Raw genomic sequence first — 15967 nt, forward strand, 5'->3', positions numbered from 1 at the left:
GCAGGCGCCGGCATGCGGTCGTGGTGGGACTGTGTGACCCTGGCCGCGAGACCGGGCCGTGCCGGACCAAGGGAGAGTGCGATGAATCAGCTCGGAGACAAGCCGGAAGAGGTCCGCAAGCAGCTGGAGGAAGAGAAGCGGCAGGCCCGGGAGCGGGAACGGAAGTCCGCCGGCCGGAGCGCCGAGCCCCGGGACCCGTCCGCGGAACCGGACGACCCGGCGTACGGCGACGAGCGGGATCCGGGCTGACCACGACCGGGGCCGGACTAACGGCCTGCTCCCCCCTGTTCACGCCGGTCGCGGATGTGGCCGCAGATGCGAGACTTGGACCTATGGACTGGGCTTCATGGACGACGCTCGGAGTACTGACGGGCCGGGGCGGGGTGCTCACCGAGGAGGTGGGCGTTCTGACCGGGGACCTCACGGTGCACACCACATGGGCCGACGGTGAGGCGAGGATCGCTGTGCAGTACAGCGGATCGTCGGACTGGTTCACGATGTCGGGCAGTCCGGTGCCCTCCCCTTCGGAGGCCGACAGCCGGAACCTGCACGACGCCGTGGTAGCGGCGGTACGTGCCGGGGGCGCCGCCACTGTGCCCGCTCCACCGCACAGCAGTTCCTCGGCACAGTGACGCCGCTCCCCGGGTCGTAGGGCCGGCTGCTCCTTGCACGGCATGCCGGTCCACGTCACCGCGGACGGCCCACCACGGCAAGGAGAACGGCCATGCTCGCGCGTGATCTCGCGGAACCGTACCCCTGCGTGTCGGTCGACGCCGACGCCGTGGAGGCGGCGCGGCTGCTCGCGGGGAACAAGCTGCCCGCGCTGCTCGTGGTGGACGCGGACCAGCGGCCGTACGCCATCGTGCCGGGCTCCCAGCTCATCAAGCTGCTGGTGCCCGACTACCTGCTGGAGGAACCGCTGCTCGTCTCGGTGATCGACGACCGGCACCTCGGTGAGGTCGTGGAGAAGATCGCCGGCCTGACGGTCTCCGAGTGGCTGCCGCGCCGCACCTACGCGCCGCCGGTGGTCGGGCCCGACGCCGGTTTGCTGCAAGTGGCGACGCTCATGGCCCGTACGCGCAGTCCGCTGGTGGCCGTCATCGAGCGCGAAGGCGACGAGGTCCGCCTCCTGGGCGCCATCACCGCGGCCTGCCTGATGACCCATCTCGTCGGTAACCCCTGAGCGAGGGGATCAGCGCGGCGCCGCGGCCCGCTACAGCGGCGTGGCCGGGGACAGCGCCCTCGCCGCGCGGTGGCCCTCGACGGCCCGTTCCACGTCCTCCTCCACCAGGTGGTGGTTGATGGCGCCCGCGGCCGCCGATCCCATGCCGGCCGCCGTGACCACCTGCGCCCGCGGATCGGCGACGTTGCCCACCGCCCACACACCGGGCACGCTGGTGCGGCCCGTACGGTCGGTCGTCACCCAGCCGTTCTCGTCCCGCTCACAGCCCAGTGCGGTCAACAGGGCGTCGCGGGGCACCATGCGCGGAAGGACGAACACCGCGCTGCGGGGCACTACCTGGCCGTTGGCCAGTTCGACCCCGCTCAACCGGTCGTCGTCGCCCACCACCAGGCGCTTGATCACGCCATCGGCGACGCGCACACCGCGAGCGGTCAGCCGCTCGTGGTCGTCGCCCGTCAGGTCCAGGGTGTGCCGGAAGAGGACGACGTCGGACGACCACTGCCGCAGCAGCAGCGCGTGCCGCACAGCGCCCGGGTGTGTGCCGAGGACTCCGATCGGCCGGTCGCGCACCTCGTAGCCGTGGCAGTACGGGCAGTGCAGCAGGTCGTTGCCCCAGCGCTCACGCACGCCAGGAATCCCGGGCAGTTCGTCGCGCAGGCCGGTGGCCACCACCACCTGGCGGGCGCGGAGTACGGGCCCGCCTGCCAGGTGCACGAGGAAACCGGGGTCGATGCGGTCGACCTGCCCCTCCATCAACTCCACGCCGTAGCCGGACACTTCCGCACGGCCCACTTCCAGCAGGGACGCCGGGGACATCCCGTCCCGGGACAGAAAGCCCTGCATGTGGGCGGCCGGGGCGTTGCGCGGTTCCCCGGCGTCCACCACCGCCACCCGGCGGCGGGCCCGGGCCAGTACCAGGGCCGCGTTCAGGCCGCCGGCCCCGGCGCCGACCACCACGACGTCGTACACCAAATCACCCGACGCCACACTCTTCGTGTCGCTCATTGCGATCACCTCCGCCCACAGGATGCGACCGGGCCGGCGGCGGTGGCAATCTCTGTTGCTGTTTCCGGGAAATGCCAGTGGTCAGAAGTCCCAGGACCTGGGGCGTGCCAGCGCCTCCCACTCGGTGCGGAGCAAGGACAGGACCGCCAGGTCGTGGCGGCGCCCGCGGTGCAGGCAGGCTGAGCGGCGTATCCCCTCCTGGACGAAACCCGACTTGGCCAGGACTGTGAGCGCGGCTGTGTTGCCGGTGTGCGTGTCCGCCTGGAGACGGTGGATGGGCAGTTCGCCGAAGGCGAGATCGGTCAGCGCGTCGAGCGCGTCCGTGCCGTAACCCTGTCCTCGGTAGCGCGGGTCCAGCATCAGGTGGACTTCCGCCGTGCCGTCGACCAGGTCCTGGGCCACGAGAGCCGTGTGGCCGATCGGCGTGCCGTCGGGGAGCAGGATGAGGAAATCGTCGCGGTTGTGGTCGTCCCTGTCACTCTCCAGGCGCTCGCGCAGCGCGGAGAGGGAGCGCGGCCAGAAGCCGATCTCCTGTGCTGCTACGGGGTCGGCCCGTCACCCGTATATCAGCTCGGCGTCATCCACGTCGAGAGGGGCGAGAGAGACATTCCTGCCCCGCCAGCACGGCTCTCGGCCCGGTTCCCCGGCCTCGTTCTCCGTCTCGTTCTCCGTCATGTTCTCGATCATGGGCGGATGCTACGGGCCGACCAGGCACCGGGGCCACTGCCGGTCCGCTGTGATCGCGATGTCAAAGCACGAGCGTCCGATTCGCGCGACACTGGGCGTGACAGACGTGTCTGCCGCCTCGGGAGGTGCAGCGTTGGCCGATCGCCAGCTTCCTCAGCGCGTCCCTGAGCGCCTGAAGGCGTCGGCGATGCTGCGCCTGCATCGCAGGATGCGCTCCCTGACCGACCGCTTCCCGGCCAGGAACCGGCTGGTCTGGCTCAGCGAGGCGAGCACGCGGATCGGCACCACTTTGGACCTGGACCAGACCGCCCGCGAGCTGGCCGACTTCACCGTTCCCCGGCTCGCCGACTGCGCGGCGGTCGACCTGCTGGAGTCCGTCCTGCTCGGCCAGGAGGGCGAACACCGGCCCGGGCCGGGCGCGCCGCTCACGCGCGCCCTCGCCGTCGCGGCGGTCGACGGTCTGGCCCGGCGTCTGGAGCCGGACCCGGTCGGTGAGGTCTCGTACCATCCGCACTCGGTCGCGTCGGTGCACTGCCTGGTAGCCCGGGAACCCGTCCTCATCGCCCGGATGGAAGACGGCGACTTCGAGCGGGTCGCGGTCACCGCGTCCGGCGCCGTCAAGATGCGCGAGGCCGGTGTGCACAGCTACATGGCGGTGCCGCTCATCGCCCGCGGCGTGCTCCTGGGCGTCGCCGACTTCATGCGCCTGGGCACTAGGCCGCCCTTCACCGACGCGGATGTCGCCCTCGTCCTGCAAGTGGCCTCCCGCGCGGCAGTGTTCATCGACAACGCCCGGTTGTACGGCCGCGAGCGCGAGCACGTCGTCAGCCTCCAGCGCAGCCTGCTGCCACGGGCCACGCCGGCGACTCCGGGGCTGCGGGTCCGTGCCCGCTACACGCCGACGGCCGACGTGAGCGGCGTGGGCGGTGACTGGTACGACGTCATGGCGCTGCCGGGCGGACGCAGCGCGCTGGTCGTCGGCGACGTCATGGGGCACGGTCTGTCGGCGGCGGCGACGATGGGACGGCTGCGCACGGTCGCCCGGACCCTCATGGCCCTGGACACCGCGCCCGAACGCGTCCTGGCCCGGGTGGACATGGTCGCCCGCGACCTCGAGGACGACCAGGTGGCGACGTGTCTGTGCGCCGTCTTCGACCCGGCCACCTCCACCTACACACTCGCCAGCGCCGGCCATCCCCCGCCGCTGCTGGTGGCCGCCGACGGGCAGGCGTCGTACGTCGACGTCCCGCCGGGAGCGCCGCTGGGCTCGGGCGTCATTCCGTACGACTGTGTCCGGCTTCCCGCACCCGTCGGCAGCCGGCTCGTGCTGTACACGGACGGCCTGATCAAGTCCCGCACGGAGGACCTGGACGTACAGCTCGAAGGGCTGCGGCGGGCCGTGTCGGGCATGGCCCCCGCTGAGCTCGACGCGTGCGATCTGGTGACAAGCATCCGTGGGCACGAGATCCGGTTCGACGAGGCGGTGCTGCTCGTCGCCACGAGCCGCCGGCCGCTGCCGGACGCCGATGTGTCGGTCTGGCCGCTGGCGGAGGACGCGGCACCGGCCGCGACCGCCCGCCGGCTGGTCAGGGAGCAGCTCGACCGGTGGCAGCTGTCCGAGCACAACGACGTGATGGAACTCGTCGTCAGCGAGCTGGTCGGCAACGCGGTGCGGTATGGCGACGGGCCCGGCGAGCTGCGCCTGATCCGGCACGACCGCCTCACCGTGGAGGTCTCCGACACCGGCCCCGACCTGCCTCAGATCCAGCACGCGAGCCTGAGCGACGAAGGCGGCCGGGGTCTGCAGCTCATCAACATGCTGTGCCGGCGGTGGGGCGCCATTCGCACCGCGGCCGGCAAGATCGTCTGGGCTGAGCACGACATCCGCACGCCCTGACAGCGGGTGGGGCCGTTCTTCGTCACGACCGGTGTGCCCGGTGTGCGCACATCTCCTGGCAGACGGCTGACCAGTCGGTTTCCCGATTCGATGTGTGAGACGCGCCTGACGAGGAAGGCGACCGGGACGAGCCGACGAAGGAGAGCCAGTGAGCGATCGCAAGAACATATTCATACTCGGCCTGGACGAGGCCAACCTGCCGACCCTGCGAGCCGTGCCCGACGCACAGGAGTACGAGTACCACCCGCTGCTCACGGTCGAGGAGCTCCAGCACGGCGAGGTGTCGGTCGCGGAGCTGTTCGACAAGGCACAGGCGGTACTCGACGCCTTCGAGGGCAGCATCGACGCGATCGTCGGCTACTGGGACTTCCCCGTGAGTACGCTCGTACCGATGCTGAGCGAGCGCTACGGCACGCGCAGCACCGGCCTGGAGTCCGTCGTCAAGTGCGAGCACAAGTACTGGAGCCGGCTCGAGCAGCAGAAGGTCGTCGACGAGCATCCGCGTTTCGGCCGGGTCGACATGGAGGCGGACGATCCGCGCCCGCCCGAGGGCGTGGGCTTTCCGATGTGGCTCAAGCCCGCCCTGTCGTATTCGTCGGAACTCGCCTTCGGCGTCAAGGACCAGCAGGAGTTCCGTGAGGCGGTCGACGAGATCCGCAAGGGTGTCGCCCGCGTGGGCCGGCCCTTCGAGTACATCCTCGACATGCTCGACCTGCCCGAGGAGATGGCCGGTGTCGGAGGTCAGGTCTGTCTGGCCGAAGAGGCGATCTCGGGCATCCAGGTCGCGGTGGAGGGGTACGTCCACGACGGGGAAGTCACCGTCTATGGCGTCCTGGATTCGATCAACTACCCGGATTCCTCAAGCTTTTTGCGTCACCAGTACCCCTCCGCCCTGCCCGAGCCGGTGATACGCCGGCTGCACGACGTCTCCGAACGGGTGATGCGGCAGATCGGTATGGAAGCGGCGACCTTCAGCATCGAGTACTTCTACGATCCGCAGACCGACGCGATCAATCTGCTCGAGATCAATCCCCGGCACTCGCAGTCGCACGCGGAGCTGTTCGAGTACGTCGACGGCTCGCCGAACCACCACTGCATGCTCAGTCTCGCCCTGGACAAGGACCCCGCCCTTCCGCACCGGGCCGGCCCGTACAAGGTCGCCGCCAAGTGGTACTACCGGTGGTTCGCCGACGGTGCGGCACACCAGGTGCCCACGCCCGAGGACATCGAGCGGATCGAGCGCGAGATTCCGGGCGTACGGGTCGACGTGGTGCCCGAGGAGGGACAGCGTCTGTCCGAGACTCCGCAGCAGGACAGCTATAGCTACGAACTGGCCCACATCTTCACAGGTGGGAACAGTGAGAAGGAGCTGCGGGAGAAGTACGACCGGTGTGTGGCGGCCCTGGGCCTCGCCTTCGACGAGACGACGCCGGGCGGACGCGACCAGAAGAACGTCTGAGTACTCCGAGGACTCCTCGGACTCCGAGGACCCGCGAGAAAGGAGCGGCCCCGCCGTATGCGTTTCGTGAGCAATCTGCCGCACGCGACGAAGGAAGAAGAACACGTCGTCGTCCCCATGTCCGACGGCACGCGCCTGTCCGCCCGCATCTGGCGCCCGGTCTCCTCCGACGAGGAGCCCGTGCCGGCGGTGCTGGAGTACATCCCGTACCGCAAGCGCGACCTGACCGCGGTGCGCGACTCGATCCATCACCCGTACATCGCGGGGCACGGCTATGCGTGCGTACGCGTGGACCTGCGGGGCACCGGCGACTCCGAGGGCGTACTCGCCGACGAGTACCTCGAGCAGGAGCAGGCCGACGCCGAGGAGGTACTCGCCTGGCTCGCCGAGCAGCCGTGGTGCGACGGAACCACCGGCATGATGGGCATCTCCTGGGGCGCCTTCGCCGCCCTCCAGACGGCGGCCCGGCAGCCGCCGAGCCTGCGCGCCGTCGTCATCGCGTCCTTCACGGACGACCGGTACTCCGACGACATGCACTACATGGGCGGCGCGATGCTGTCGGACAACCTCGCGGAGGCGGGGACGATGTTCGCGTACGCGACGTGTCCGCCGGATCCCACCGTGGTCGGCGACCGCTGGCGCGACATGTGGCACGAGCGGATGGAACACACCCGCCCGTGGGTCCTGGAGTGGCTGCGCCATCAGCGCCGTGACGACTACTGGCGGCACGCCTCGGTGTGCGAGGACTACGCGGCCGTACGCTGCCCCGTCCTCGCCTCCAGCGGCTGGGCCGACGGCTACTCCAACGCCGTGACGCGGCTGCTGGGGAATCTCGACGTACCGCGCAAGGGTCTGATCGGACCCTGGTCCCACAAGTTCCCGCATCTGGGCGAGCCCGGCCCGGCCATCGGCTACCTCCAGGAGGTCGTCCGCTGGTGGGACCACTGGCTGAAGGGCGTCGACAACGGCGTCATGGACGGCCCCATGCTCCAGACGTGGATGCAGGACAGCGTGCCGCCCTCGACATCGTACGAAGAGCGGCCCGGCCGGTGGGTCGGCGAGCCGGACTGGCCCTCGCCGCACATCGAACCCGTCGCGCATCCGCTCCTGCGACACCGCATCGTCATGCCGGGAGACGCGACGCCTGCGGCGGGCGACGGCAGCGAGGGCCACAGCGACGCGATGACCGTGCAGTCGCCGCTGTCCGTCGGGCAGTTCGCGGGCAAGTGGGCCTCGTACAACGCCCCGCCGGACCTGCCGTACGACCAGCGCGAGGAGGACGGCGGCTCCCTGGTCTTCGACACCGGCCCGCTGGACGAGCCGGTCGAGATCCTCGGCTCCCCGACGGTCGAACTCGACCTGTCCGTCAGTGAACCGGTGGCCACGGTCGCCGCCCGCCTCTCCGACGTCGCACCCGACGGGCGTGCCACGCGGGTCACGTACGGCGTGCTGAACCTGACACACCGAGACGGTACGGGCGAGCCCGAGCCACTGGAGCCCGGCCGCCGCTACCGCGCCACCGTCCAGCTCAACGGTGTGGCCCAGGTCTTCCCGCCCGGCCATCGCATCCGGCTCTCCCTTTCCACGTCGTACTGGCCCCTCGCCTGGCCACCGCCCAAGCCCGTCCTGCTGAGCGTGCACGAGCGGTCCAGCACACTGACGCTGCCGGTGCGCCCGACGGACGAACCGGACGAACTGCCGCAGCGCCCCTTCGGTGAACCCGAGGGCGCCGAGCCCATCACCACCACGCGGCTGTCGGCTCCCGAGCAGCGCTGGGAGGTCAAGCGCGACCTGATCGGGTACGACTCCGCGCTGGAGATCGTGAAGGACCGGGGCATGGTACGCATCGACGACATCGGGCTGGACGTCGGCTGCCGCGCGTACGAGCGGTACACCGCCACGGCCGACGACTTCACGTCCGTCGGCGGCGAATCGGCCTGGACCATGCGGTTCCGGCGGGACGACTGGGACGTACGCGTGGAGACCCGCACCGAACTCCGGTGCAGCGAGACGGAGTTCTTCGTCGACGCGACCCTCGACGGTTACGAAGGGGAGCGGCGGGTCTTCTCCCGTACCTGGAACGAGACGCTGCCACGCGACTGGCTGTAAACAGTCCCCCTCGGGGCGGCTTGAGCCAACATGCGGCACGGAATGTAGCTGATCCACTACGCTGCGCCGCGTCGCATGTTGGACCAGCACCCGAGGGGACCCTGAGTGAACCGAATTCGGACCGTACTCGCCGCGCTCGGCATCACCGCCGCGACGGCGCTCGCGCCGGCCGCGAGCGCCGCTCCGCAGGAACACGGGCAACGGCCGGCGGCCGGCGCGTCCCGGCACGAGCCGTGCACCGGCTCGCTCCAGGACGACGCACGGCTCGGCCCCAAGTGGCTGCCGTCGAAGCACGAGAAGCCGGTGGGCCCGCTGCTGAAGGGCTACAAGCGGACCGGGAAGCTGTCACCGACGGCCTTCCTCAAGGAGTACTGGCAGGGGCCCGCGGACTCGGGCGGCTGGAAGTATCCGCCCAATGACGGGTTCGGCGAGGTCAACGGCGAGGTGGACAAGGCCCCCGCCAAGCTCCGCAGCGGCCAGCGCCTGGACCGTTTCGGTTCGGAGTACGGCGCGTACCTGGCACCCGCCGGCGACCCGTACGCCAAGCGCGCACTGCCCCCGCAGAACCTGAACACGCGCGAACCGTCGGTCCCGTGCGACTACCGCGTCTACGAGGTCGCCAAGCCGTTCTGGGTGTGGCAGGGGAGCATCGCGCCGTGGTTCGAGCAGCCGGGCGGCGGGCAGCAGATCAAGCTCGACCAGGCGTTCCTGGACCCGGGCGAGGGGCAGCGGCTGAACGTGAAGTGGCTACTGGAGCACGACTACCTGGAACCGGCCGGCGCGTAGCCTCACCCTCATGGACCGCCACGAACTGCGGGCCGCGCTGAGCGCGGCGGGAGTGCCCGACGACTACTACCGCATCGAAGGCGTCCACGAACCGGCCCCCACGCCCCCCGACTTCCTGTACTTGGCCAGGAGCCAGGAGGAGGTCGGGGGGTGGGAGACGGGTGCGTACGAACGCGGTGTCCACGAGACCGTCAGCCGGCATACGAACGAGGCCGAGGCCTGCGCGCAGTTGCTGCGCCTGCTGACCTGAGGCCCCGCCGAAAAGCGATGCTTTCCGGTCGAAGCAGCCTAGGTGACGAGTGAACCAATTCGACGAAAGCGCAGGCCAGAAGGTCGTTTCGCCTTGTACCACCGCCTCGCGTCCACATGATGGACGCCTTCGGCGGTGTCGGGCGCACCGCCTCCGAGCTGCCCGAACGACCGTTCGGTCACCCGATCCGATCGTGTACGGCCGGAATGAGCTGATCAGTGTGCATTCACTGTCCGCATCAGCAACACTCCTCACCGCAACACCCCCGCAACTCATTCGCAATCAGAGGAGTTTCATTCATGCGTCACATCCGGAACACGCTCGGCGCCGTCGGCGCGGCCACCGTCCTCGCACTGACGGGCGCTGCCACCGCGAGCCCGGCGTACGCGGAGCCTGCCGGGACGACCAGCCTCTACGCTCCCTCGGCCTTAGTTCTCACCGTGGGTACGGGTGAGGAAGCCGGCTCGGCGATCGTCGGGCGCGCCGTGACGCTCAGCTGCGCACCCAGGCCCAGCGGCACCCACCCGGCGCCCACGGCCGCCTGCACCGAGCTGCGTGAGGTGGGTGGCGAGTTCTCCGGCCTGATCGACACGTCGCCGCGACAGAACTGCACGCGCGAGTGGGACCCGGTCGTGATCACCGCTCAGGGCGTGTGGCAGGGCAAGCAGGTCTCCTGGTCGACCACCTTCGGCAACGCGTGCCAGATGGAGGCCGGCCTGGCCGAGCGCGCGCTGTTCGCCTTCTGACCGTTCGTCCCCACGTACGAGGAAGCCCCGGCTGGTCGGGGGAAACCAGCCGGGGCGGCAAAGGCGTGAGCGCGGAGGGCGGTCGCCTCTCGGCGAGGAGCTCCATGGGGCTTCAAAGGGGGGCTTCCTTCATGCTCCACTGCTGATCATCAGGCCGCGGAGCGGCGCCCCAGCAGCGCACCCCCGACGATCCTGGCGGGCGGGCAGAGGGTCTGGCCGTGGGCTGCGAAGAGGGCGTCCCGTGAGGAGAAACGCCCGAGGTCCTGCCGTACCACTGCCGACAGGTCGTACGACGAGCAGCCGTCCGCGCCGCAGGTCGAGCCGTCCCAGTCCACAGCGGTGGAGGCCAGGGCCTCGAAGAGCGTCTGCGACCCCGTGTTCGTGAAGCCCGCCGGGTTCGCCTCGCCGAGTGCGCCGAGCGGCGCGTACAGCTCGGACACGGCAACCCACTCCTGCCCGAGCCGGAACTCCGGCCAGGCCAGGACGACCGTGTCGGGCACCAGGCGGCGCAGCCGGGGAAAACGCGGGTACCAGAACGAGCCGTCGATCAGAAGGCCCCGTACACGGGTGGGGATGCCCGCCGCGCGGGCGACCGCTTCGAGAACCGCGAGGCGCTGGCTGCACGACCCGCGGCGCCGCGCCAGCGTCTGGGAGGCGGACTGCGCGTCGTCGAGGGCGTAGACCGCGCGAACCCGGTCGCCGACCAGGCGGTGCGCGGCCAGCAGCAGCGGCCGTTCGCCGGTCCCGGAAGCGGCGGACCGGGCGTCTTCGAGCAGTTGCCGGACCCGCTCGTGACGCCAGTCGAGTATCGCGGTCGGAACCACGGACCCGGCGGCTTCGACGGCGCAGGCCGAAGCGGGTCGCCGGTGTCGCCACCACGGAGTCAGCACGATGCTCGTCATGGCCGGATGCTACGGTCCGCCGCCACCGGCTGGGACACCGGGCTCCGAGACGCACCTGCCGCCGCTTTGTCCTCACTGCGGAAGAAGTTGCGAAAGCGGATGCGAAAGGGGTTACGCGAGGGGACGAAGCCCGCTAACTTCCTTGAAACGAAGCGGACTTGCATGGCTTCCGGTTCGCCTTCCGGCGCGACGGCGCGCGCCTGGCTCCCCCCGGCAGGACTCATTTCCTGGTCCGCCGGGCCCCCCACCCCACTCTGGGAGACTTCTGTGCGCAAAAAACCGTTCAGACCCCGCCTGATCCCGGCGTTCCTGCTCACGGCCTTACTCACCGCCGGTTTCCTGACGCCCGCCCGATCCGCCTCGGCCGCCCCGGTGGACGCGGACCGCGGAGCACCCAAGGCGGCCGCGGCCGAGGAGTTCCAGCAGGTCACCCTCGCCAAGGGCGTCGCGGAAACCGGCGAGCCCATGACGATGGCGGTACTCCCCGACCGCTCGGTGCTGCACACCTCACGTGACGGCACGCTGCGGCTCACGGACGCCGCGGGCACAACAAAGGTCGCCGGGAAGCTCGACGTCTACAGCCACGACGAGGAAGGCCTGCAAGGCGTCGGCGTGGACCCCGGCTTCGCCTCCAACCGCCTCGTCTACCTGTACTACGCCCCCAAGCTCAGCACCCCCGGCGGCGACGCCCCGGGCGACGGCAGCGCCGCCGACTTCGCGCCCTTCGACGGCGTGAACCGGCTCTCCCGCTTCGCCCTCGCCGCCGACGGAACCCTGAACCTCGCGAGCGAGAAGAAGATCCTCGACGTACCGGCCTCACGCGGAATCTGCTGCCACGTGGGCGGCGACATCGACTTCGACGCACAGGGCAACCTGTATCTCACCACCGGGGACGACTCGAACCCCTTCGCGTCGGACGGCTACACACCGATCGACGAACGCGCGTCCCGCAACCCGGCGTACGACGCCCAGCGCTCCTCGGGCAACACCAACGACCTGCGCGGCAAGGTCCTGCGCATCAAGGTGAACGCGGACGGGTCGTACTCCACGCCCTCGGGCAACCTCTTCGCGCCCGGCACGGCGAAAACCCGCCCCGAGATCTACGCCATGGGCTTTCGCAACCCGTTCCGGATGAGCGTCGACAAGGCCACCGGCACCGTCTACCTCGGTGACTACGGGCCGGACGCGGGAACGGCGAGCGCCGCACGCGGCCCCGCCGGCCAGGTCGAGTTCAACCGCATCACCAAGGCCGGCAACTACGGCTGGCCGTACTGCACCGGCAAGAACGACGCGTACACCGACTACAACTTCGCCACCGGCGCCTCGGGCGCGAAGTTCGACTGCGCCGCCCCCAGGAACAACTCGCCCCGCAACACCGGACTCACCGACCTGCCCCCGGCCCAGCCCGCCTGGATCCCGTACGACGGCGGCTCGGTACCCGAGTTCGGCAGCGGATCGGAGTCACCCATGGGCGGTCCGGTCTACCGTTACGACGCCTCCTCCCCGTCGGCCGTGAAGTTCCCGCAGAGTTACGACGGGAACTTCTTCGCCGGCGAGTTCGGCCGCAAGTGGATCAAGCGGATCGCGCAGGGCACGGACGGCACCGTCCAGTCCATCAACGCCTTCCCCTGGAACGGCACGCAGGTGATGGACATGGCCTTCGGCCCCGACGGCGCGCTGTACGTCCTGGACTACGGCACCGGTTACTTCAACGGCGACGCGAACTCCGCCCTGTACCGCATCGAGCACATCACCGACGGCCGTTCCCCCGTCGCCCAGGCCAAGGCCGACCGCACCTCCGGGAAGGCGCCGCTCGCCGTGGCGTTCTCCTCGGCCGGCAGTTCCGACCCGGACGGGGACCCGCTCGGCTACGCGTGGAAGTTCGGCGACGGCGGCACGTCGACCGCCGCGAACCCGTCCCACACGTACACCGCCAACGGCCAGTACACCGCCGAGCTCACCGTCTCCGACGGCACCGGCAAGAGCGCCACCGCGTCCGTGCAGGTGACCGTCGGCAACACGGCGCCCACAGTGAAGCTGGAGCTTCCGGTGGACGGGCGCATCATCGACCCGGGCGAGGCCGTCCCGTACAAGGTGACGGTCACCGACCCGGAGGACGCGTCCGTCGACTGCTCCAAGGTGAAGATCACCTTCATCGTCGGGCACGACAGCCACGGCCACCCGCAGACCTCCGCGACCGGCTGTTCCGGCACCGTGCAGACCATCGCGGACGGCGAGCACGACCCGAACGCGAACATCTTCGGCGTCTGGGACGCGGAGTACACCGACAAGGGAGCGAACGGCCAGCCCGCCCTGACCACCCACACCCAGCACATCAGCCAGCCCAGCCACCGGCAGGGCGAGCACTACGGCGACTCGTCCGGCGTCCAGGTCGTCAGCCACACGCCGGCCCACGGCGGAAAGACGGTCGGCTACATCGACAACGGCGACTGGATCTCCTTCAAGCCGTACGCCCTCGACGACACCACCCGGTTCACCGCGCGGGTCGCCTCCGGCGGCGTCGGCGGCACCATCGAGGTACGGGCCGGCTCCCCCACCGGCACGGTGCTGGGCACGGCGACCGTGCCCGTGACGGGCGGCTGGGAGACATACCGGGAGGTCAGCGCCGCGCTGACCAACCGGCCCGCCGGTACGACCACGCTGTACCTCGTCTTCAAGGGCGGCAGCGGCGCGCTCTTCGACGTCGACGACTTCCGGTTCACCACAGCGGGGGCAGGTCCCCGGACGGGTGAGGTGAAGGGCGTGAACAGCAAGTGCCTCGACGTCGCGGCCGGATCGTCCGCCGACGGAACGCAGGCCCAGCTGTGGACCTGCAACGGCAGCGGCACGCAGCAGTGGACGCTGCCGGGCGACGGGACGCTGCGGGCGCTGAGCAAGTGCCTGGACATCAGCGGCGGCGGGACCACGGACGGCACCAAGGTCCAGCTGTGGACGTGCAACGGCACCGGTGCGCAGCAGTGGGCGCCGCAGACCGACGGGACCGTCCGCAACCCGCAGTCCGGCAAGTGCCTCGACGCCGAAGGCGGCACCTGGAACGACGGCACGCGCGCCCATCTGTGGACCTGTCACACCGGCCCCAACCAGAAATGGGCCCTGCCCGTAGCAGGAGAGGAGGCGTAACCGATATGCGTACTGCCCTCACCAAGGCCGGCTGCTGGCTCGCCGGAGCGCTGCTGTGTGCGGCGGCCGCGCCCGCTGTGGCCGTGAGCGACCGGGCGCCGGGCGAATCCGCTCGTACAACCGCCCGGCAGAGCGCCGGCACCGCTCTGCGGGCCGCCGCGGCCGATCCGGCGTACAAGGTCCTCGCGTTCTCCAAGACGGCGGGCTTCCGTCACTCGTCCATCGCTGCCGGCCATGCCGCGCTGCGTGAACTCGGCGGCGCGAACAACTTCGCCGTGGACGCCACGGAGAACTCCGCCGCGTTCACCACGGCCAACCTCGCGCAGTACAAAGCCGTCGTCTTCCTCTCCACGACCGGGGACGTGCTGAACGGCACGCAGCAGACGGCCTTCGAGCAGTACATCAAGGGCGGTGGAGGTTACGCCGGCATCCACGCGGCCGCCGACACCGAGTACGACTGGCCGTTCTACGCCGGGCTCGCCGGAGCGCTGTTCCACTCCCATCCGCACAACCAGACGGCGACGGTCAAGGTGGAGGACCGCGCCCACGACGCCACCGCCCACCTCGGCGCCACCTGGCAGCGCTTCGACGAGTGGTACAACTACCGCACCAACCCGCGTACGACCGCCCACGTCCTGGCCTCGCTCGACGAGTCCAGCTACTCGGGCGGCAACATGTCCGGCGACCATCCGATCTCGTGGTGCAAGGGTTACGAGGGCGGCCGGGCCTTCTACACCGGTGGCGGTCACACCGACGAGTCGTACACCGAGCCGGCGTTCCGCAGGCACCTGCTGGGCGGGATCCGCTGGGCGGCGGGCATGACGGAGGCCGACTGCCGTCCCGAGACGGGCTACACGCCGCTGTTCGACGGTACGGGCACGACCGGCTGGAAGCAGGCCGGACCCGGCTCGTTCACGCTGGCCGACGGCACGCTGACGTCGCAGGGCGGTCTCGGGATGCTGTGGTACTCCGCGAAGGAGTTCACCGGCGACTACTCCCTCAAGCTCGACTGGCGGATGGACGGGGACGACAACTCCGGGATCCTGGTGGGCTTCCCGGCGTCCGACGATCCCTGGTCGGCGGTCAACAACGGGTACGAGATCCAGATCGACGCCACGGACAGCGCCGACCGGACTACAGGGGCCGTGTACGGGTTCAGGTCCGCCGACGTAGCCGCCCGCGACGCCGCGCTCAACCCGCCCGGTGAATGGAACACGTACGAGATCCGCGTGACCGGTGAACGGCTGGAGGTCTTCCTCAACGGCCGCAAGGTCAACGACTTCACCAACGCCGACCCCGTCCGCAGCCTGCGCCAGGGCCACATCGGGATCCAGAACCACGGCGACGGTGACCAGGTGTCCTTCCGCAACGTCCGCGTCAGGACATCCGGTGGTACGCCGCCGGGTCCTCGCACGGGAGAGATCAGGGGCGTCAACGGCAAGTGCCTGGACGTAGCCGGCGGCGCGACCGGCGACGGCACCCAGATCCAGTTGTGGACCTGCAGCGGCGCGAACGCGCAGAAATGGTCGCTGCCCGGCGACGGCACCTTCCGCGCGCTGAACAAGTGCCTGGACGTCAGCGGCGGCGGGAGCGCCGACGGCACGAAGATCCAGCTGTGGACCTGCAACGGCACCGGCGCGCAGCAGTGGCAGCCGCAGCCCGACGGAACCGTACGCAACCCGCAGTCCGGCAAGTGCCTCGACGCCGAAGGCGGCACCTGGAACGACGGCACCCGTGCCCATCTGTGGAGCTGCCACACCGGCCCCAACCAGAAGTGGACCCTTCCCTGAGTGGCCGTCGGT

Annotated in this window: 14 protein-coding genes and 1 pseudogene; 11 read left to right on the plus strand and 4 right to left on the minus strand. The window is 70.1% G+C overall.

Translation table 11 applies throughout. The annotated features are described in order from the left end of the window. Positions 1–81 precede the first annotated feature (81 nt). The 3 genes from AC1P0E_RS01025 (at position 82) to AC1P0E_RS01035 (ending at position 1183) form a co-directional block, all read left to right on the plus strand. Positions 82–249, plus strand: coding sequence for a hypothetical protein (locus tag AC1P0E_RS01025; RefSeq protein WP_482740232.1), 168 nt, complete (start codon positions 82–84; stop codon positions 247–249). 83 nt (positions 250–332) lie between these two features. Then, complete coding sequence (locus tag AC1P0E_RS01030; RefSeq protein WP_482740233.1) at positions 333–632, plus strand: hypothetical protein; 300 nt, start codon at positions 333–335, stop codon at positions 630–632. 92 nt (positions 633–724) lie between these two features. Then, entirely contained in the window at positions 725–1183 is a 459-nt protein-coding gene (locus AC1P0E_RS01035; RefSeq protein WP_482740234.1) for a CBS domain-containing protein, read from the plus strand. Between the two features lie 30 nt (positions 1184–1213). Here the strand turns inward: AC1P0E_RS01035 and AC1P0E_RS01040 are convergent, their stop codons facing one another. The 3 genes and pseudogenes from AC1P0E_RS01040 to AC1P0E_RS01050 form a co-directional block, all read right to left on the minus strand. Next, positions 1214–2188 carry an NAD(P)/FAD-dependent oxidoreductase gene (locus tag AC1P0E_RS01040; RefSeq protein WP_482740235.1) on the minus strand — a complete coding sequence of 325 codons (975 nt, stop codon included), beginning with the start codon at positions 2186–2188 and terminating at the stop codon, positions 1214–1216. Between the two features lie 81 nt (positions 2189–2269). Beyond that, positions 2270–2725, minus strand: a pseudogene (locus AC1P0E_RS01045) (GNAT family N-acetyltransferase); the annotation flags it as partial. 18 nt (positions 2726–2743) lie between these two features. Beyond that, a complete protein-coding gene (locus tag AC1P0E_RS01050) occupies positions 2744–2875 on the minus strand; it encodes a hypothetical protein (protein ID WP_482740236.1) in 132 nt (43 codons plus the stop codon). A 187-nt stretch (positions 2876–3062) separates the two neighbouring features. Between AC1P0E_RS01050 and AC1P0E_RS01055 the strand changes: the two genes are divergently transcribed. The 6 genes from AC1P0E_RS01055 (at position 3063) to AC1P0E_RS01080 (ending at position 10122) form a co-directional block, all read left to right on the plus strand. Then, positions 3063–4772 (plus strand): SpoIIE family protein phosphatase, encoded by a 1710-nt coding sequence (locus tag AC1P0E_RS01055; RefSeq protein ID WP_482745609.1) that lies wholly within the window; start codon positions 3063–3065, stop codon positions 4770–4772. Between the two features lie 148 nt (positions 4773–4920). After that, entirely contained in the window at positions 4921–6231 is a 1311-nt protein-coding gene (locus AC1P0E_RS01060) for an ATP-grasp domain-containing protein (protein WP_482740237.1), read from the plus strand. A gap of 57 nt (positions 6232–6288) precedes the next feature. Beyond that, positions 6289–8340: a CocE/NonD family hydrolase gene (locus tag AC1P0E_RS01065; RefSeq protein WP_482740238.1), complete on the plus strand. Its 2052-nt coding sequence runs from the start codon at positions 6289–6291 to the stop codon at positions 8338–8340. Between the two features lie 105 nt (positions 8341–8445). Continuing rightward, the gene (locus AC1P0E_RS01070) at positions 8446–9126 is read left to right on the plus strand and encodes a TNT domain-containing protein (protein ID WP_482740239.1); all 681 of its coding nucleotides are present in this window, start codon (positions 8446–8448) and stop codon (positions 9124–9126) included. A gap of 10 nt (positions 9127–9136) precedes the next feature. Further along, positions 9137–9376: a hypothetical protein gene (locus AC1P0E_RS01075; RefSeq protein ID WP_482740240.1), complete on the plus strand. Its 240-nt coding sequence runs from the start codon at positions 9137–9139 to the stop codon at positions 9374–9376. Positions 9377–9675: 299 nt separating this feature from the next. Next, positions 9676–10122, plus strand: coding sequence for a subtilase-type protease inhibitor (locus AC1P0E_RS01080; RefSeq protein WP_482740241.1), 447 nt, complete (start codon positions 9676–9678; stop codon positions 10120–10122). Between the two features lie 149 nt (positions 10123–10271). Here the strand turns inward: AC1P0E_RS01080 and AC1P0E_RS01085 are convergent, their stop codons facing one another. Next, positions 10272–11024 (minus strand): transglutaminase domain-containing protein, encoded by a 753-nt coding sequence (locus AC1P0E_RS01085; protein WP_482740242.1) that lies wholly within the window; start codon positions 11022–11024, stop codon positions 10272–10274. 267 nt (positions 11025–11291) lie between these two features. On the opposite strand from AC1P0E_RS01085, the gene AC1P0E_RS01090 reads away from it, so the two are divergent. Further along, positions 11292–14165, plus strand: a complete 2874-nt coding sequence (locus AC1P0E_RS01090) for a PQQ-dependent sugar dehydrogenase (protein ID WP_482740243.1) — start codon at positions 11292–11294, stop codon at positions 14163–14165. Between the two features lie 5 nt (positions 14166–14170). Continuing rightward, positions 14171–15955, plus strand: coding sequence for a ThuA domain-containing protein (locus AC1P0E_RS01095; protein WP_482740244.1), 1785 nt, complete (start codon positions 14171–14173; stop codon positions 15953–15955). Positions 15956–15967: the final 12 nt, after the last annotated feature.

Source organism: Streptomyces sp. TRD_SC_5 (assembly GCF_056836825.1).